This is a genomic window from Microbacterium oleivorans, from assembly GCF_023715745.1.
In the GTDB taxonomy this organism is placed as follows: Bacteria; Actinomycetota; Actinomycetes; order Actinomycetales; family Microbacteriaceae; genus Microbacterium; species Microbacterium oleivorans_D.
Genome location: NZ_JAMBOV010000001.1, coordinates 281,663 through 298,376, shown reverse-complemented (window position 1 = coordinate 298,376; position 16,714 = coordinate 281,663). Strand labels below are relative to the sequence as shown.

The 16,714-nt window shown below is 70.3% G+C and carries 18 protein-coding genes; 7 read left to right on the top strand and 11 right to left on the bottom strand.

Annotation, left to right across the window (positions count from 1 at the left end; translation table 11 throughout):
• The first annotated feature begins 119 nt into the window (after positions 1–119).
• Positions 120–1,022 carry an aldose 1-epimerase family protein gene (locus M3190_RS01495; RefSeq protein ID WP_251577603.1) on the top strand — a complete coding sequence of 301 codons (903 nt, stop codon included), beginning with the start codon at positions 120–122 and terminating at the stop codon, positions 1,020–1,022.
• Between the two features lie 3 nt (positions 1,023–1,025).
• On the opposite strand, the gene M3190_RS01490 is transcribed toward M3190_RS01495, so the two are convergent.
• The 3 genes from M3190_RS01490 to M3190_RS01480 all read right to left on the bottom strand — a co-directional run bounded on the left by M3190_RS01490 (position 1,026) and on the right by M3190_RS01480 (position 5,622).
• The gene (locus tag M3190_RS01490) at positions 1,026–4,307 is read right to left on the bottom strand and encodes an efflux RND transporter permease subunit (RefSeq protein WP_251577601.1); all 3,282 of its coding nucleotides are present in this window, start codon (positions 4,305–4,307) and stop codon (positions 1,026–1,028) included.
• 81 nt (positions 4,308–4,388) lie between these two features.
• Entirely contained in the window at positions 4,389–5,351 is a 963-nt protein-coding gene (locus tag M3190_RS01485; RefSeq protein ID WP_251577599.1) for a DNA topoisomerase IB, read from the bottom strand.
• Position 5,352: 1 nt separating this feature from the next.
• On the bottom strand, positions 5,353–5,622 hold the full coding sequence (locus tag M3190_RS01480; RefSeq protein ID WP_251577597.1) for a DUF7218 family protein: 270 nt from the start codon (positions 5,620–5,622) through the stop codon (positions 5,353–5,355).
• A 185-nt stretch (positions 5,623–5,807) separates the two neighbouring features.
• On the opposite strand from M3190_RS01480, the gene M3190_RS01475 reads away from it, so the two are divergent.
• A complete protein-coding gene (locus M3190_RS01475) occupies positions 5,808–5,966 on the top strand; it encodes a hypothetical protein (RefSeq protein WP_251577595.1) in 159 nt (52 codons plus the stop codon).
• A gap of 100 nt (positions 5,967–6,066) precedes the next feature.
• Here the strand turns inward: M3190_RS01475 and M3190_RS01470 are convergent, their stop codons facing one another.
• Positions 6,067–6,825: a MerR family transcriptional regulator gene (locus tag M3190_RS01470; protein ID WP_251577593.1), complete on the bottom strand. Its 759-nt coding sequence runs from the start codon at positions 6,823–6,825 to the stop codon at positions 6,067–6,069.
• 136 nt (positions 6,826–6,961) lie between these two features.
• Between M3190_RS01470 and M3190_RS01465 the strand changes: the two genes are divergently transcribed.
• On the top strand, positions 6,962–7,813 hold the full coding sequence (locus tag M3190_RS01465) for a DUF4097 family beta strand repeat-containing protein (RefSeq protein WP_251577591.1): 852 nt from the start codon (positions 6,962–6,964) through the stop codon (positions 7,811–7,813).
• Position 7,814: 1 nt separating this feature from the next.
• Complete coding sequence (locus M3190_RS01460; RefSeq protein WP_251577589.1) at positions 7,815–8,417, top strand: PadR family transcriptional regulator; 603 nt, start codon at positions 7,815–7,817, stop codon at positions 8,415–8,417.
• Position 8,418: 1 nt separating this feature from the next.
• Here M3190_RS01460 and M3190_RS01455 read toward each other — a convergent pair whose 3' ends face one another.
• The gene (locus M3190_RS01455) at positions 8,419–8,979 is read right to left on the bottom strand and encodes a universal stress protein (RefSeq protein ID WP_251577587.1); all 561 of its coding nucleotides are present in this window, start codon (positions 8,977–8,979) and stop codon (positions 8,419–8,421) included.
• Between the two features lie 146 nt (positions 8,980–9,125).
• Between M3190_RS01455 and M3190_RS01450 the strand changes: the two genes are divergently transcribed.
• A complete protein-coding gene (locus M3190_RS01450; protein ID WP_251577585.1) occupies positions 9,126–9,335 on the top strand; it encodes a DUF3073 family protein in 210 nt (69 codons plus the stop codon).
• A 15-nt stretch (positions 9,336–9,350) separates the two neighbouring features.
• Here M3190_RS01450 and M3190_RS01445 read toward each other — a convergent pair whose 3' ends face one another.
• From M3190_RS01445 to purM, 3 genes are read right to left on the bottom strand one after another with little or no spacing between them, the layout of a single operon-like run.
• Positions 9,351–10,583: an MFS transporter gene (locus M3190_RS01445; protein WP_251577584.1), complete on the bottom strand. Its 1,233-nt coding sequence runs from the start codon at positions 10,581–10,583 to the stop codon at positions 9,351–9,353.
• A gap of 18 nt (positions 10,584–10,601) precedes the next feature.
• Positions 10,602–12,065: an amidophosphoribosyltransferase gene (purF, locus tag M3190_RS01440; RefSeq protein WP_251577582.1), complete on the bottom strand. Its 1,464-nt coding sequence runs from the start codon at positions 12,063–12,065 to the stop codon at positions 10,602–10,604.
• A gap of 9 nt (positions 12,066–12,074) precedes the next feature.
• A complete protein-coding gene (purM, locus tag M3190_RS01435) occupies positions 12,075–13,193 on the bottom strand; it encodes a phosphoribosylformylglycinamidine cyclo-ligase (RefSeq protein ID WP_439957995.1) in 1,119 nt (372 codons plus the stop codon).
• A 76-nt stretch (positions 13,194–13,269) separates the two neighbouring features.
• On the opposite strand from purM, the gene M3190_RS01430 reads away from it, so the two are divergent.
• Positions 13,270–13,881, top strand: coding sequence for a zinc-binding alcohol dehydrogenase (locus M3190_RS01430; RefSeq protein WP_251577578.1), 612 nt, complete (start codon positions 13,270–13,272; stop codon positions 13,879–13,881).
• Between the two features lie 8 nt (positions 13,882–13,889).
• Here M3190_RS01430 and M3190_RS01425 read toward each other — a convergent pair whose 3' ends face one another.
• The 3 genes from M3190_RS01425 to M3190_RS01415 are packed head-to-tail and all read right to left on the bottom strand — an operon-like array spanning position 13,890 to position 15,380.
• Positions 13,890–14,207 (bottom strand): potassium transporter Trk, encoded by a 318-nt coding sequence (locus M3190_RS01425; protein WP_251577576.1) that lies wholly within the window; start codon positions 14,205–14,207, stop codon positions 13,890–13,892.
• A 22-nt stretch (positions 14,208–14,229) separates the two neighbouring features.
• Positions 14,230–14,982, bottom strand: a complete 753-nt coding sequence (locus M3190_RS01420) for an HtaA domain-containing protein (protein ID WP_251577574.1) — start codon at positions 14,980–14,982, stop codon at positions 14,230–14,232.
• Between the two features lie 44 nt (positions 14,983–15,026).
• Positions 15,027–15,380 carry a sterol carrier family protein gene (locus tag M3190_RS01415; RefSeq protein WP_251577572.1) on the bottom strand — a complete coding sequence of 118 codons (354 nt, stop codon included), beginning with the start codon at positions 15,378–15,380 and terminating at the stop codon, positions 15,027–15,029.
• Between the two features lie 44 nt (positions 15,381–15,424).
• Here M3190_RS01415 and purD point away from each other — a divergent pair, with 44 nt between their 5' ends.
• Positions 15,425–16,696, top strand: coding sequence for a phosphoribosylamine--glycine ligase (gene purD / locus M3190_RS01410; RefSeq protein WP_251577570.1), 1,272 nt, complete (start codon positions 15,425–15,427; stop codon positions 16,694–16,696).
• Positions 16,697–16,714: the final 18 nt, after the last annotated feature.

Below are 16,714 nucleotides of genomic sequence, written 5' to 3'. Positions count from 1 at the left end.
GGTGTCTGGATCGGCCCCGAGGACTACACAAGATGCCCGCGCACAGCGCGGTGTCCTCCGCCGACTCCCCCACGATACCGGGCCCACCTGGGAACCCGCCGCGCCGATACGCTGACCGCATGGCAGCCGACCCCACGGGAACCCGCTTCACCCTCCACGCCGCCGACGTCTCCGCCGAGATCGCCGAGGTGGGCGCAGCCCTCCGGGCGCTGCGCGTCGGCGCGGTCGACCTGGTCCCCGACTACCCCGACGACGTGCCGACACCGGCGGCATCCGGGATCGTCCTCGTCCCCTGGCCGAACCGCATCCGCGACGGCCGCTGGGAGGACGACGGCGAGCTGCGCCAGCTCGCGATCACGGAGCCGAAGCTCGGCAACGCGTCGCACGGGCTGCTGCGGTTCACCGCCTACCGCCTCGAGGAGCAGACGGATGCCGCACTCACCCTGCGCGCAGACGTCGTGCCGCAGACCGGCTACCCGTATCACCTCGACACCCGCGTGACGTACCTGCTCAGCGAGCGCGGCATCCGTGTGACGCACGAGATCCGCAACATCGGCGCGGGCGACGCGCCGGTCGCCCTCGGGACGCACCCCTACTTCCGCATCTCGGATGTCGACACCGCGGACCTGTCCCTGCAGCTCGAGGCGCGCACCTGGTTCCGCCTCGACGACCAGAGCATCCCCGTCGCCGAAGAGCCGCTCGACGCCGAACACGACCTGCGCGAGCCGCGTCGCGTGGGCGACCTCGCGCTCGACGTGGCCTTCGCGGGTCTTCCCCGCCGGGACGGACGGATCGAGGCGCACCTCGTCGCGCCGGACGGGCGTCGCTTGACCGTCTGGGCGGGCGAGGGGTTCGAGTACATGCAGGTCTTCACGACCGACCGCTTCCCCGGTCACGACCTCGCCGTCGCGATCGAGCCGATGACCGCGCCGGCCGACGCCTTCAACTCCGGACGGAGCCTGCGGCGACTCGCACCCGGCGAGACCTGGTCACTCGAGTGGGGCGCCCACCTCGTCGGCTGAGCCTCAGTCCTCGCGGCGGGGCTCCTCGTCGGACGACGCGGACCACTCGACGGCCGGGATCTCGACGTCCGGGGACTCCTCGACGACGAGCGCCGTGTCCACGGCCGCCGCGCCCGTGACCGCAGCTGCCGACGCGGCCGCATCCCGTCGTGCGCGCCGCGTCAGCGGAGCCTCGCTCGCAACCGCCGCCGCCGATGCCGTGTCACCGCGCTTCGCGGCGCGACGCTCCTTGGCACCCTCGACGAGGTTGTAGAGCGCGGGCAGCACGAGCAGCGTCAGCACGGTCGACGACACGAGTCCGCCGATCACGACGATCGCGAGCGGCTGCGAGATGAATCCGCCGTGGCCCGTGATGCCGAGGGCCATCGGCGTCAGCGCGAAGATCGTGGCGAGGGCCGTCATGAGGATCGGCCGCAGTCGTCGCGCACCACCGGCGAGGACCGCCTCAGGGGTCGACAACCCCTTCTCGCGGTACTGGTTCACGAGGTCGATGAGCACGATCGCGTTGGTGACGACGATGCCGACGAGCATCAGCACGCCGATGAGCGAGGCGACGCCCAGCGGCACACCAGAGACGATCTGCAGCAGGATCGCACCCGTCGCGGCGAACGGCACCGACACCAGGAGCAGCACCGGCTGCCGCAGCGACTTGAAGGTCGCGACCATGACGATGTAGACGATGAGGATCGCCGCGAGGATCGCGAGGCCCAGCTGCGCGAATGCGTCCTGCTGCTGCGTGACGACACCGCCGATCTGCGCGTCCGCACCCTGCGGCAGGTCGACGTCGGCGAGCGCCGCGGTGACGGTCGCGTTCGAGGCGTTCAGGTCGTCGGTGGCCGGGGTGACGGTGACGGATGCCGTGCGCTGACCGCGCTCGCTGGTGATGGACGACGGCCCCTCGGACTGTTCGACCGTCGCGACCTCGTCCAGGCGAACGAGCCCCGACGCGCTCGCGATCTCGAGCCCGCGCAAGTCCTCGATGGTCTGCGGGATGTCGGCGGCTTTCAGGTAGACCGTGAGCGACGCGTCATCGATCTCCACGGTGCCGATCTGTCGGGGCTGCATCGTGTTCGACACGAGCCCGCCGATGGCGACCTCTGAGAGGCCGAGCTCCGCCGCCTTGTCGCGGTCGACCGCGACCGAGACGAACGGGAGGGATGCCGACAGGTTGGAATCGACCTGCTCGATGCCGCCCGCGTCCGTCAACGCCGCGACGACCGCGTCCGTCGCGTCGCGAAGCACACCGGCGTCCGGCGCGGTCACGTCGACCTCGATGTCGGTCGAGCCGAAGCCGCCCTGCGACGCCGAGACGACGATCTCGCCGGCATCCGGGAGGTCGGTGACGGCCTGCTGCACGTCGGTGCGGATGCGCTCCTGGTCGGCGTCGGGGTCGGTCGTGATCGAATAGGTGATGCCCGCGCCGCCGCCCGAGAAGGCGTCGCGGAGGGCGGAACCGGTCGAGCCGATGGAGGTCTGCACGGTGTCGATGCCGTCGACGTCGAGCAGGACCTCCTCGACGCGCTTCGCGGCGGCGTCCTGCGTCTCGAGGCTCGCGGTGTCGCCGACGTTCTGCGTGACGGTGAAGGTGTTCTGGCCGGAGTCGCCGAGGAAGTTGACCTTCATGAGCGGAGCGACAGCGATCGTCCCACCGAGGACGACCCCGGCGAGCAGCAGGGTCACCGCAGAGTGGCGCAGCGTCCAGCGCAGCACCGGCAGGTAGGACTTCTGCAGCCGACTCGGCGGAGCGGCCGGGTCCTCGGGGTCGATCGCCCGACCCGCGGCATCCGTCACCGGCTTGCCGGGCCGGAGGAACCAGTACGCGAGGACGGGCACGATCGTCAGCGCGACGAAGAGCGAGGCGAGCATGGCGATCGTGACCGTCAGCGCGAACGGTCGGAACAGCTCGCCGGTGAGGTCGCCGACGAAGGCGATCGGCAGGAAGACGGCGACGGTCGTGAGGGTGGATGCCGTGATCGCCGCCGCGACCTCGCGGACCGCGAGGAGGATCGACTGCAGCTTGTCGGCGGCGCCGACGTAGTGCCGTTTGATGTTCTCGATGACGACGATGGAGTCGTCGACGACGCGACCGATCGCGATCGTGAGCGCGCCCAGCGTGAGGATGTTGAGCGAGTAGCCGAACGCCTGGATGCCGATGAAAGTGATCAGCACGCTCGTCGGGATCGAGATCGCCGTGACGAGCGTCGAGCGGACCGACAGCAGGAAGATCAGGATGACGACGACGGCGAAGGCGAGCCCGAGGAGACCCTCCTGTGCGAGCGCCTCGATCGACTGCTCGATGTAGGGGGCCTGGTCGAAGACGACCGTGATGGTCGCGCCGCTGCCGATGTCGTCCTGCAGGGTGTCGATCGAGTCGCGCACGAGGTGCGAGACGTCGACCGTGTTGGCCGCGGGGAGCTTGGTGATCGACACCGTCAGGGCGGGCTCGCCGTCGACGCGCGAGATCGAGGTCACCGGGTCGGTGTCGAGCACGACGTCCGCGACGTCACCGACGGTCACCGCTCCGGCGGCGAACTGGTCGGCGTCCGTGGGGACGAGCGGGAGCGCGGCGATCTCGTCGACCGACTCGAGCTTCGTTCCGGTCTGGACGGTGAGGGTCTGGTCGCCTTCGTCCACCGTGCCACCGGGGAACAGGACGCCGTTCTGATCGAGGGCGTCCGTGATGGCGGTCTGCGTGTAGCCGGCGGCGGCGAGCTCAGCCTGGTCGGGGGTGATCGTCACCCGCGAGGTCTGTCCGCCGACGATCTGGGCTGCGGCGACGCCGTCGAGGTCCTCGATGTCGGGGACGACGGCGTTCTCGAGACGCGTCTGCACCTCGGTCGCATCGTCGTAGCCGGTGACGGCGAGGGAGATGACGGGGAGGTCGTCGGTCGAGAAGGCGAGCACGCTCGTGTCGAGACCGTCCGGCAGCGTGTCGTCGATGCGGTTGATGGCCTGCAGGATCTTCTGCTCCGCCGTCGCCAGGTTGGTGCCGTAGGCGAAGGATGCCCGGACGATCGACGCATTCGTCGTGCTCGTCGACGACGTGGACTCGAGATCGGGCACGGCCTGGATCGCCTGCTCGATGGGGGTGGAGACGTCGTTGTTCACGACGTCGGGCGATGCGCCGGGATACGTGGTGAGGATCGACAGCTGCGGCAGCTGGATCGGCGGGATGAGCTCCTGCTTGAGGTTCGTGAGGGCGAGCCCGCCGAAGATCGCCGCGACGATCGTGATGAGGGCGATGAGCGCACGGTTCTTGAGGCTCAGGACAGCGAGGTTCGACAACGAAGGCCCATTTCCACGGTGCAGGTGAAGGGTGCAGGGAGGGGCAAGTATCCCACGGCGCCCTGCGCCTCCGGCTGGAAGTCAGGCCATGATGAGCGTGCGGATCGCCGACTCGGGCGAGACGTTGGTGTCGAGCAGGATGCCGCGCCGATAGCGGTCGAACACGCGCGGATCGATGTACGAGCTCCGCGCGACCGAGGGGGTGTTCCCGAGCGCCTCGGCGGTGATCTTCACCGCCAGCACCTCGTTCTTCTTGAGATCGGACTTCTTGACGGCGGGTCCGATGCGGGCGAGCGCGTCGGCGGCGGTGATCGTGCCTCGCAGCGTGCGGAAGTCCTTCGCGGTGAAGATCCCGCCCGTCATCGACCGCACGTAGAGGTTGACGTCCTTGGGAGTGAGGGCCACCCGGCGTCGTCCGCGGAGGTAGGCGAGCAACGGGGAGCTGGGACGGCCGGCGACGAGCAGCTCGACCGCTGCGGCCAGATCGGGGTCGTCGACCTCCATCTCCTGACGCTGCCCGCTCTTGCCGGGGAAGCGCAGGGCGACCACTGTTCCGTCGACGAGCGCGTCGCGGCGCAGCAGGGTGGTGAGCCCGCGACTGCCGTGCTTGACGAGGTACTTCTCGGCGCCGACGCGCGGTGCGGCGAGGTCGAGCAGCCGGAAGGCCGCGGCCAGGACGCGCTCCTGGTCGATGTCCTCTCGGCGGATCGAGGTGGTGACCCGCCCACGGGCCCGGGGCAGTGCCTCGGCGAGCTGGAGAGCTCGGGCGTACTTGCCCTTGTCGCGGCCAGCCGTCCACTGCGGGTGGTAGCGGTACTGCACCCGACCGGCTTCATCGATGCCGGTCGCCTGGATGTGGCCGTACGGATCGGAGCAGATCCACACGTCCTGCCATGCGGGCGGCAGCACGAGGGCGCGCACGCGGTCGGCCTCCGCCTTCGGCAGGGCATCGCCGTCGGCATCCACGTATCGGAACCCGGTCCCGGAGCGGAGCCGGCGGTACCCGACGTCGGTGCCCGGGCGCACCCGCTTCAGTCGCGGCACGTCAGTGGGACCGGAGCATGTCGATGAGGTCCGCCTTGCGCGCGTGCGAGTACCCGCGGATGCCGAGTTCCTTGGCCCGGGCGCGGAGGTCGGCGACCGTCCAATCCTCGTAATCGCCGGACTCGCCGCCCCGGCGACCGACCGCGCCGCGTCCATCGCGCGCTGCTGCGTTCGAGATGCGGGCCGCTTTCTCCTTCGACGCGCCGTCCTTGCGGAGCTCTTCGTAGAGCTCAGGGTCCTTCAGGCTGTTCGAGCCACGTCCTGCCGGCATGATGCACCCGCCTCACATGATCGCAGCGGGCAGAGAGCGCCCGCGTCCGGCCACGTTATGTCACCGGCCGCTGCGCCTGTCAAGGGCCTCATCCGGCTGAGAGAACGCTGATAGCAATGTGTACGACGCACACCCGCGTCACCCCCGCTCCGGCGGACAACGGAGACAAACAGAGGGAGCCTCCAATGAACCTCGCACTTATCATCATCATCGTGATCGCCATCGTGCTGGCGATCGTGGGTGGCATCACGGAAGGTCTCCAGTTCCTGCTCTGGGTGGCCATCATCGTGGGTGTCATCGCGCTGATCGCCTTCTTGCTGCGGGTACTCCGCCGCAACACCTGATCGTCTGACGCGCACCCCCAGGCGCGTCAGCGGCGCTCTCCCCCAAGGGCGCACCGAGGCCCCCTCCCGATCCAGGTCGAGGGGGCCTCGTCACGTCCGCTCACGAGTGGTCGATGTGGTGGCGGAGTGCGGCGCGGACGAACTCCGCGCCGCGGGTGCCGCCGTAGTTCGCGGCGAACCGGTCGTCCGCCACGTACATGTCCGCAAGTCCCAGGACGTATCCGCGGAGATCACCGCCGTCGGCAGCGGGAGTGCCGGGGATGCCCTGCAGCCAGGCCACGTGACGCGCGGCGAGCTGCCGAGCCTCGTCGGAATCGGGACGGATGCCGCGCGCCGCCGCGTCGCTCCAGTCGGAGGTCAGCTGCGCGCTCCGCTCCATCCACGCCTTCTTCTCGTGGGCCGACATGCCGCGCCACCAATCGTCGGATCGCACGTAGGCGTCCGCACCCCACCGTTCGGTCACCTCCTCGCGGTGCACGGTGTGATCGAAGCCGTCGAACATGTTCTCGGGCATGGGTTCCTCTCCTCTTCTCCTCGCGTCGAGGGTCGATGCGACAGCGGCGATCTGCCGCTCGACGCGCGCGCGTTCGGTCTCGAGCCAGCTCAGGTGGATGGCCAACGCCTCGACTTCGTTGATGTCCTCGGAGAGGACCTCGGCGATACGGGGCAGTGCCAGTCCCAGCTCGCGCAGGAGCAGGATGTGCTGGAGGCGACGCAGGGCCGCGGCGTCGTAGAACCGGTAGCCCCCGGCGCCCGTCCGCGTCGGCGGCAGGAGTCCGATCTGGCCGTAATGGCGCAGCGTCCGACTCGTCGTGCCGGCGAGCCGGGCGAGTTGCTGGATCGACCATTCGCGCGTCATGACGGCCACGCTAGGAGTTGACGCTGCGTCAAGGTCAAGTCTTCCGCCGGAAGAGATCTCGACAACTCGAGATATATCGTGTTACCGTGATCGCAACGCGATATATCTCGACTCGCGCTAGACCGCAGGAGACAACATGACTCTCGAGAAGTGGCTGATCCAGCCCGGGGAGACCCGCATCATCGACCTCGACGGCATCCGTCGACTGAAAGTGGGACTCGTCGGCGGGCAGGTCGATGTCGTCGCCCACGACGAGCCCGGCGTTCGCATCGAGGTGCACTCCGTCACCCAGAAGGAGTTGCGCATCGAGGCCCGAGACGGCGCCATCGAGATCGATCACGCACAGCTGCGATGGGACAACTTCCTGTCCTCCTTCCGCAACTTCGGCAGCGGCGGGCCCCAAGCCGAGGTGAGCATCGCCGTTCCGCGCGACGTCGCCCTCAACCTCGGCGTCGTCAGCGCGAGCGCCCTTGTGGCCGGGCTCGCCACCGACGCGAAGCTCAACACCGTCTCGGGCGACATCATCGTCGACGGCCTCACCGGCGACGTGACGGTGAACTCCGTCTCGGGCGACGTGCAGATCCGCGGCCTGACCGGCACCTTGAGCGCCAACGCGGTCTCCGGCGCCATCACCGCAGCCGGGGAGATCCGCACCGCATTCGCCGACACCGTGAGCGGCGCCGTCCTCATCGACTCGAGCGGGCCGACCCAGAACGTGTCGTTCAACACCGTCAGCGGTGCGGCGACGCTGCGGCTCGACGAGGCCGTGGCGGCGAAGTACACACTCCGCACCGTCAGCGGAAAGCTGCTCGTGGACGGTGTCGATCGCTCGCAGAGCGGCATCGGGTCCAACTACACCGGATCGGTCGGCGAGCTCAGCGGCTCGTTCGCGGAGGTCCGTGCCAACACCGTGTCGGGCGACGTCTCCGTCATCCGCCGTGTCACGTCGGCGATCACCGACGAGGCCCCCGTCGCGGAGGAGTACTGAGATGCCCCCCGTCTTCTCCCACGGCGACCTGCGTCTCTATCTCCTGAGCCTGCTCGACGAGGCCCCCCGCCACGGGTACGACCTCATGCAGGCACTGTCCGATCGCACGGGCGGCACGTACACGCCGAGCGCCGGCACCATCTATCCGCGTCTGTCGAAGCTCGAAGAGGAGGGCCTCGTCACCAAGACGGTGGACGGACGAAAGACGGTCTACGAGATCACGGATGCCGGTCGCGCCGAGGTGGCGTCGCGCTCCGGCGACCTCGCGGGGATCGAAGCCGGATTGGCCGACAGTGTCCGCCTCATCGCCGACGAGGTACGCGCCGGAGTGCGCGAGGCGATGCGCAGTCTGCAGGCCGACCTCGCCGCGGCATCCGCTGCGCCCCGCCGGCCCGCGGCGTCGACGACACCCGATCCCCGTGCCGCCTCGCGTGAACAGGTACGACGCGCGGACGAGCTCCTGTCCGAATTCCGGGCGGAACTGCGCGCCGACCTGCGTGCCCACGTGGCACGCGGCGGCGAGCTCGCGGCATCCGTCGTCGACGAACTCGCGACAGCCCTCGACGACGCGGCGGACGCCGTCCGCCGAGCGCTGCGCGGCTGAGTCAGCCGCCGGGCCAGAGCTCCTCGGGCCAGTTCTGCCGCTCCCGCCAGGGATCCTCGTCGTCCTTCACGGGCTCGCCCAGGGGGACGACGAGGACCGGGCGCGGCTGCCGGTGCGCGAGGCGGGCCGCGACCGATCCCGTGAAGAACTCCCGGATCGAATCCCCGATACCGCGCTTGCGTGTGCCGACGACGATGAGGCGGGCCTCGGTGCGCTCGGCCAGGTCCTTCATGGCCAGTGCCGGGTCACCCGCCAGCATCTCGAGCGACCACGTGACCTCGACGCCCGACAGGGCGGCGCTGGCCTGGTCGCGCAGCTGGGATTCGAGCGCCTCGCTGGGGATCGCGTCGAGGTTGATCGGCGCGGTGTGGACGTACCCGTCGGGATCCTCGTACGAGACGAACCGGGTGATGTCGACGTGGGCGACGAGCAGCGCGGCGCCGTGCAGCCGGGCGTACTGAGCCGCCTCACGGAGGACACGCGGAGGCTGCCCGGGAACGATGCCCGCGATGACGGGGCGGTGGGGACGCCGGGTCTGCGGCTGCGATACGGCATCGGACATGTCGGATCACCCTTCCTGGATCCCCGCCGCGAGGGCGGCGGGAACGCTCCGTGGTAACCTGAATGCTACTCTTCCCGGCCATTGCCGGACTGTGACTCGTCGGGCTGCCGGACCAAGCCCGCACTCGTGAAATGAGGGGGTTACGCATGGGGCGTGGCCGTCAAAAGGCGAAGAACACCAAGATCGCCCGTGAGCTGAAGTACGACACGTACAGCTTGAACATCAACGCGCTCGAGCGAGAGCTCGGCGCGCCCGGTGACGAGCAGTACGAGGACAAGTGGGCCGACCAGTACGCCGACGAGGACGACGAAGAAGACCCGTCTGCTCCGGCCTCGGCCTCGTTCGAGAAGGCCTGACCGCCCCTCGCCGACTCACCACGCTCCGTGGCGCTGTTCCCACTCCTGTTCCACCGTCTTCCGCCGCGCGATCACGACGCCCGCCGGCACGGCGAGCAGTGAGATCGCGAGCAACATGATTAGCGGCACCGTCCACGATGCCGTCGCGTCGTGGATCAGGCCCACGCCGATCGGCATCAGCATCGTCACGCCGTAGCCGAGGCTCTGCGCGAACGAGCTCAGCGCGACCGTCGCGTCGTGGGTGCGCGTGCGCAGACCGACCGACGTCAGCACGAGCGGGAACAGCAGCGGCAGGATGCCGAGCAGCGTGACCCAGAGCCAGGGAGCGGATGCCGGGGCCACCAGCAGCCCGCCCGCTCCGAGCACCCCGGAGGCCGACGCGATGAAGAAGAGCGGCAGCACGACACCCCGCCGGGCGACGAGCACCGGCACCACGAGCGACGCGGGCAGCCCGATCAGCGCGAAGAGCGACAGCAGGGTGCCGGCGACCTGCGGCGTCACGCCCGCGGTGTCGACGAGGATCTTCGGCAGCCACGCGAACGACGTGTAGGCGACGGCGCTCGAGACGAAGAAGGTGACGGCGAGGGCCCACGCGGTGGGCAAGCGCCACATCCGCCCGAACACCCGAGTGCTGACGGGTTCGATGTCCACCTCGGCGAGGGCCGCACGGCGGGCGCGCACCGCGAGCACGATCCAGGGCGCGAGACCGGCGAGCGCGAAGACCGCCCACAGCCCCAGCGATGTGCGCCAGCCTGAGGCATCCGCCACGGGCACGGCGATGAGCGGGGGCACGAACGTGGAGATCGCCATCATCGTCGAGTAGACGGTCGTCATCAGGCCGATGCGATCGGGGAAGTACTTCTTCACGAGCGCGGGCAGGAGCACGTTGCCCACCCCGACGCCGGCGAACACGAGCGCGGACCCGAGCAGCAGACCGTAGGCGTCGACCGCCGCGGCACGCGCGACCAGCCCGAGGGCCACGGCGCTCAGCGCGACGAGGGTCGTGCGCTCCAGGCCGAAGCGCCGCTCGAATCCGGATGCGAGCAGACCGAAGACGGCGAAGCAGAGCGGCGGCACGGTGCCGATCAGACCGAGTACAGCGGCGGGGAGGACGAAATCCTCGCCGATCGCATCGAACAGCGGCGACAGCGAAGCCACCGCGGAGCGCAGCGAGAAGGCGAGGAGGACGATGCCGACGAGGGCGAGGATCCGACCCCGTCGCACGGCGAGGGGATCGGGGGACGTCACCGATTCAGCCTAGGCGGCTCAGGACTCCTGCGTGCCCTCGACCCAGGCGAGGTACTCGTCGCTCACGGTTCCGGTGACGTAGCGACCGTCGAAGCAGCTCATGTCGAGATCCTCGACGTCCGGCGCTCCCTCGAGGATCGCGGCCTTCAGATCGTCGATCTCCTGGTAGACGAGGTAGTCGCAGCCGAGCTCCTCGGCGATCTCGGGGATCGTGCGGTTGTACGCGACGAGTTCGTGGCGCGACGGCATGTTGATGCCGTAGACGTGCGGGAAGCGGATGGGGGGCGCTGCCGACGCGAACGTCACCGACTTCGCCCCGGCATCCCGCGCCATCTGGATGATCTCCCGAGAGGTCGTACCGCGGACGATGGAGTCATCGATGAGGAGGACGTTCTTGCCCTTGAACTCGGTCGACATCGCATTGAGCTTCTGGCGCACGCTCTTCTTGCGGATCGCCTGACCCGGCATGATGAACGTCCGACCGATGTAGCGGTTCTTGTAGAAGCCCTCGCGGTACTCGATGCCGAGCTTGCGGGCGACCTGCATCGCGGCGGGGCGCGAGGAATCCGGGATCGGCATGACGACGTCGATCGACCCCTCGGGGGTGTACTTGGCGATCGTGTCGGCGAGCCGCTCACCCATGCGCAGTCGGGCCTCGTAGACCGAGATGCCGTTCATGACCGAGTCGGGGCGGGCGAGGTAGACGTACTCGAACGAGCAGGGGACGAGCTGCGGGTTGGTGGCGCACTGCTTGGTGAAGAGGTTGCCGTCGAGGTCGATGAAGACCGCCTCGCCGGGCTCGACGTCGCGGACGACCTCGAAGCCGCCGTTCTCGAGGACGAGCGACTCGGAGGCGACGGTCCACTCGTACCGGCCGTTCTCTGCTCGACGCGTGCCGAGGATGAGGGGACGGATGCCGAAGGGGTCGCGGAAGGCGAGCAGTCCGTACCCCGCGATGAGCGCGATGGCGGCGTACGAGCCCTCCACGCGCTGGTGCACCCGCGTGACGCCCTCGAAGATCTGCTCGTGGTCCAGCTCGAGGCCCGAGATGACCGCCTGCAGCTCGTTGGCGAGGACGTTCACCAGCAGCTCGGTGTCGGAGCTCGTGTTCAGGTGACGCCGGTCGGTGCGGAAGAGCTCCTCGGTGAGCTCGCGCGTGTTCGTGAGGTTGCCGTTGTGGACGAGGACGATGCCGTACGGCGCGTTCACGTAGAACGGCTGCGCCTCCTCCTCGTTCGAGGCGGTGCCCTTGGTCGCATATCGGACGTGGCCGAGGCCGATCGTGCCGAGGAGCGAGCGCATGTCACGGGTGCGGAACGCCTCGCGCACCATCCCGCGGTTCTTCGCGATGTGGAAGACACCGCTCGGCTCCGCGGTCGCGATGCCGGTGGAGTCCTGACCGCGGTGCTGCAGCAGCAGCAGCGCGTCGTAGACCTCCTGGTTGGCGGGCCCCTGTCCGACGACGCCGACGATTCCGCACATAGGTGTAGCTCAGTCCGTTTCTGCGTAGGAGCCGACGAGGCGGACCGCGCCGCCGTCGACGCCCTTCGCGCCCTGCTCGTAGTCGCCGGCGGGCAGTGCCGCATCCGACACCGTCCCGACCTGCCAGGTGTGGATGCCCTCTGCCGAGAGGGTGGATGCCGCGGCGTCGGCCGCCTCGGCCGAGACGACCGCGAGGAAGCCGATGCCGAGGTTCCAGGTGCCCTCGGTCTGCTCGAGCGAGAGCCCCCCGATGTCGGCGAGGACGCGGAACACGGGCGACGGCGACCACGTGGAGCGGTCGACGTCGACCCAGGTGCCCTGCGGCAGCACGCGCGCGAGGTTCGCGGCGATACCGCCGCCCGTGACGTGGCTGAGGGAGTGGATGGCACCCGGGTGCGCGTCGATCGCGCGCAGCAGCGGGGACGTGTACAGGCGCGTGGGCTCGAGGAGTTCCTCGCCCCACGTCCGGCCGAAGTCGGCGGCGTTGTCGCCGTAGCCGATGCCGGCGTTCGCGATGATGTGACGGATCAGCGAGTACCCGTTCGAGTGGGGACCGCTCGAGGCGAGGGCCAGAACGACATCGCCGGGACGCACCCGGTCGGCGCCCAGGACGGCATCCGCTTCGACGACTCCCGTCGCCGCGCCCGCGACGTCGTAGTCGTGGATCCCGAGGAGTCCGGGATGCTCTGCGGTCTCGCCGCCGACGAGGGCGGTGCCGGTCGCCGAGCAGCCGTCGGCGATGCCTCGGACGATGTCGGCGATGCGCTCGGGGAAGACCTTGCCCGTCGCGATGTAGTCGGTCATGAAGAGGGGCTTCGCGCCGACCACCACGATGTCGTCGACGACCATGCCGACCAGGTCCTGACCGATCGTGTCGTGCTTGTCGATGGCCTGCGCGATGGCGACCTTCGTGCCGACGCCGTCGGTCGAGGTCGCCAGCAGCGGCTTGCGGTACCCGAGCAGAGCGGATGCGTCAAAGAGTCCGGCGAAACCGCCCACGCCACCCAGGACTTCGGGGCCCTGGGTGCGACGGACGGCCGATTTCATCAACTCGACGGCGAGGTCCCCCGCCGCGGTGTCGACGCCGGCAGCGGAATAGGGATCGGTGGGAGTCGAGGCCACTCGCACAGCCTACCGGCCGTCGGATGCCGACTGCTCCCGCCCAGAGCGGACGCAGGCCACGGCCGCGCCATAGGATGTCGCCATGAGCGGGGCTGAGCGGCCCGAATGGGTGGTGCGGGAGGACGCGAGCGCGACGGTGCTCGTGGCCCTGTTCGTGCGCCAGGCGCTCGGCATCCGCGCCCCGGAGGAGTTGCCGCACCTGCGGGGGGCCGCCGCGGCGCCGCCGGCCGGTGACGACGACGACGCGCGGCTGCTGCAGCGGCAATGGCTCGCGTACTGGGCGATGGCCGTCGAGCCTCAGGCGCATCCCTCCCCCGTCCCGCTCGACCTCGTCGACGGGTACGAGACCCTCGCCGTCCTCCCCATCGAGGGGTTCGACGAGCTGCGCGCGGCGATGGCGCCCCTCGCCGCCGACGCCGTCGCCTTCGCCCGGTGGGCGAGCGATCGCTACACGATGCAGGCGCGCGCCGGGTCGGCCAGCAGCTACCGCGCCTACGCGAGCGCGATCGCCGAGCACGAACGCCGGGTGGGCCGGCGGGCGCACAGCTTCGAGCTCAACGTCCAGATCCTGCCGCTCACCCAGCGGGGCGTCTGGTGGATCGGATCGCTCACGATCGCCGTGACGGACGGACTGCGCGGCGACGTCGCCGCGTTCGATCCGGCGATCCAGCCGATCATCGCCGAGCTCGCCTGAGGCTCGGGTCAGTCCGTCTCTTCGACGCGCTCCCGCTCGATGCGGACGGTGCGCTGCCTCTTGCTCAGCACACGATCGAAGACGAGGGCGACCACGGCGCCGAGCGCGACCCCGGCGGGCACGCACCAGAGCAGCAGGAAGCCGAACACCTGGCTCTGCGAGTACCGCGCCCCGGTGCTCTCGCTGATCGCGCCGTCGCCGAACGCGAAGGTCAGGATGAGGGCGATGAGGATGCCGAGGGCCGCACCGACCGCGAAGAACGCCGCGAACCGCGGGGTGCGCCGCAGCTCGGCGGACTCGACGTGCGTCTCGGAGTGCTCGGCCATGCTTCCATTGTCCACCCGCGCCTCACGGACGCGGGTCGTCGACCGTCTCCGGCTGTGCCGCGCGGGCACTGTTGCGCTTGCGTCGCTGGACCGATCCGACGGCGAGGACGAGCGTCACCGCCGCGGCGATCCCGACGACGATGAGCGGGACGAGGATGCCGGGGGCCGCGGCATCCTTGTCCTCCTCCTCGACGACCACGGTGTCGCCCGTCGCGGTGCAGTCCGCGGCCACAGTGAGGTCGAGATCGCCGAGCGTGCCCGCCCAGAGCAGGTCGGCGCCGTCGCCGGTCGCGTCGGTCTGCGCGTCGACGCCGTCGAGACTCATCGCGTCGCCCGCCTCGGCGACCGCCGCCGCACGCAGATCGACCTCGGCGAGCGCCGCCTGCGGGATGAGCTCGGTCCCGTCGGGCTGCACGTCGAAGAGCAGGCTCCCGGCGCCGCCGTCGATGACGAGGGTCGGAGCGGACAGGGTCGTCTCCACCCCCGCAGCGCTCGTGTAGCGGAGGGTGCCGTCGAAGCTGATGCTCCCCGTGGGCCCGACCGGCTCGAGCACACCGGCGCCGCCGTCGAGGGTCAGGACGCCGCCGTCCGCGGCGACGGCTCCGTCGGCCTGCAGGTCGCCGGCACCGACGTCCCAGACCGCGCGGGCCTCGGACACGACGCAGCTCGGCGCCGCGGCGTCCGCGGGTGCCGCAGGGACCAGGACGACCAGAGCCGCACCGATCACCGCGACGGTGAGGGGACGGGTGGCGCTCCGGGGGTGCCGTGCCTGCATGGGGATCCTCTCCGCAGGCGATGGTACCGGCGACGCGTCGCGCGTCAGGGCCTGAGCGGGAGGAGCCCGTCGAGGTTGGCCCTCACGCCCGACGCGCGGACGGTGCCGGCCGTGACGGCGTCGGCCCAGGCGACCTGTCCCGTCGCGAGGGCCACCCACGTCGCGGCATCCGTCTCGATGACGTTCGGCGGGGTGCCGCGCGTGTGGCGCGGACCCTCGACGACCTGGACGGCGCCGAAGGGCGGCACCCGGACCTCGACGGAGTTGCCCGGCGCCTTCTCGACCAGCAGCTGCAGCAGGTAGCGCACGGCGGTGGCCGTGTCGGGGCGGGCCGCCGTGCCTGCGGCGACGGCTGCGAGGGCGTCGCGTCCGTCGCCGGTGCTGATCGTGCGGGCCATGGCAGCCACCGTAACGCGCGAAGGCCGGTCGGTAGGCTGACAGGGTGAAGATCCTGGTCCTCGGCTCGGGCGCGCGCGAGCACGCCATCATCCTCGCCCTCGCCGCCGAAGGGTCCGGGCACGAGATCTTCGCGGCTCCCGGCAACGCCGGCATCGCCGCCGACGCGACGATCGTCGGGGGACTCGACCAGAACGACCCCGTTGCCGTCACCGAGTACGCGAACGAGGCGGCGATCGACCTCGTCGTCATCGGCCCCGAGGCTCCGCTCGTCGCCGGTGTCGCCGACGCGCTCCGCGAGCGCGGCATCCCCGTCTTCGGGCCCGGCAGGGCCGCCGCCCAGCTCGAGGGATCGAAGGCGTTCGCGAAGCGGGTCATGGATGCCGCCGGTGTCCCGACCGGTCGGGCAGCTCGCGCGCGCACCCACGACGAGGTCGCGGCGGCGATCGACGAGTTCGGCGCGCCCTACGTGGTCAAGGCCGACGGCCTGGCCGCGGGCAAGGGCGTCATCGTCACCTCCGATCGAGACGCGGCGCTCGCCCACGCCGACACGTACCTGTCATCGGGTCCGGTCCTCGTCGAGGAGTTCCTCGCCGGCCCCGAGGTCTCGCTCTTCTTCATCTCCGACGGCGACACCGTGCGCGCCCTCAGCCCGGCGCAGGACTTCAAGCGCGCCTACGACGGCGACGAGGGCCCGAACACGGGCGGCATGGGCGCCTACTCGCCGCTCCCCTGGCTCGACGAGCGCTTCACCAGCGAGGCGGAGTTCGTCGCACAGGTGACCGCTGAGGTGGCCGAGCCCGTCATCCGCCGACTGGATGCCGAGGGCACCCCGTTCATCGGACTGCTCTACGCGGGCCTCATCCTCACCGACGCGGGCGTCAAGGTGATCGAGTTCAACGCCCGCTTCGGCGACCCCGAGACGCAGGTCGTGCTGGCGCGCCTGCGCAGCCCGCTGTCGCGCCTCCTCCTGGCGGCTGCGAGTGGAACCCTGGAGTCCGAGCCGGCACCCGAGTTCTCCCCTGAGGCCGCGGTCACGGTCGTCCTCGCGAGCGAGGGATACCCTGACGCCCCGCAGACCGGCCGTGTCATCGAGGGGACGGATGCGGCGGCATCCGTCGACGGCGTGCACCTGGCTCACGCCGCGACCGCCGTCACCGACGGTGCGCTCGTCGCGACCGGTGGCCGCGTGCTCAACGTCGTCGCGGTGGGCGCTGACCTGAGCGACGCCCGCGAGCGGGCGTACGCGGCCCTCGAGCACATCTCGCTCGAGGGCGCGCACTACCGCCGCGACATCGCCCTCCGCGCCGCGGGCTGAGCGCGGCGCCGCCGGCGC

What these genes read in the sequence shown, in the direction of transcription:
- M3190_RS01495 (WP_251577603.1), top strand. Translation starts at nt 120, where the DNA reads ATGGCAGCCGACCCCACGGGAACCCGCTTCACCCTCCACGCCGCCGAC.
- M3190_RS01480 (WP_251577597.1), bottom strand. Translation starts at nt 5,622, where the DNA reads ATGCCGGCAGGACGTGGCTCGAACAGCCTGAAGGACCCTGAGCTCTAC.
- M3190_RS01475 (WP_251577595.1), top strand. Translation starts at nt 5,808, where the DNA reads ATGAACCTCGCACTTATCATCATCATCGTGATCGCCATCGTGCTGGCG.
- M3190_RS01470 (WP_251577593.1), bottom strand. Translation starts at nt 6,825, where the DNA reads ATGACGCGCGAATGGTCGATCCAGCAACTCGCCCGGCTCGCCGGCACG.
- M3190_RS01465 (WP_251577591.1), top strand. Translation starts at nt 6,962, where the DNA reads ATGACTCTCGAGAAGTGGCTGATCCAGCCCGGGGAGACCCGCATCATC.
- M3190_RS01460 (WP_251577589.1), top strand. Translation starts at nt 7,815, where the DNA reads ATGCCCCCCGTCTTCTCCCACGGCGACCTGCGTCTCTATCTCCTGAGC.
- M3190_RS01455 (WP_251577587.1), bottom strand. Translation starts at nt 8,979, where the DNA reads ATGTCCGATGCCGTATCGCAGCCGCAGACCCGGCGTCCCCACCGCCCC.
- M3190_RS01450 (WP_251577585.1), top strand. Translation starts at nt 9,126, where the DNA reads ATGGGGCGTGGCCGTCAAAAGGCGAAGAACACCAAGATCGCCCGTGAG.
- purF (WP_251577582.1), bottom strand. Translation starts at nt 12,065, where the DNA reads ATGTGCGGAATCGTCGGCGTCGTCGGACAGGGGCCCGCCAACCAGGAG.
- M3190_RS01430 (WP_251577578.1), top strand. Translation starts at nt 13,270, where the DNA reads ATGAGCGGGGCTGAGCGGCCCGAATGGGTGGTGCGGGAGGACGCGAGC.
- M3190_RS01425 (WP_251577576.1), bottom strand. Translation starts at nt 14,207, where the DNA reads ATGGCCGAGCACTCCGAGACGCACGTCGAGTCCGCCGAGCTGCGGCGC.
- M3190_RS01420 (WP_251577574.1), bottom strand. Translation starts at nt 14,982, where the DNA reads ATGCAGGCACGGCACCCCCGGAGCGCCACCCGTCCCCTCACCGTCGCG.
- M3190_RS01415 (WP_251577572.1), bottom strand. Translation starts at nt 15,380, where the DNA reads ATGGCCCGCACGATCAGCACCGGCGACGGACGCGACGCCCTCGCAGCC.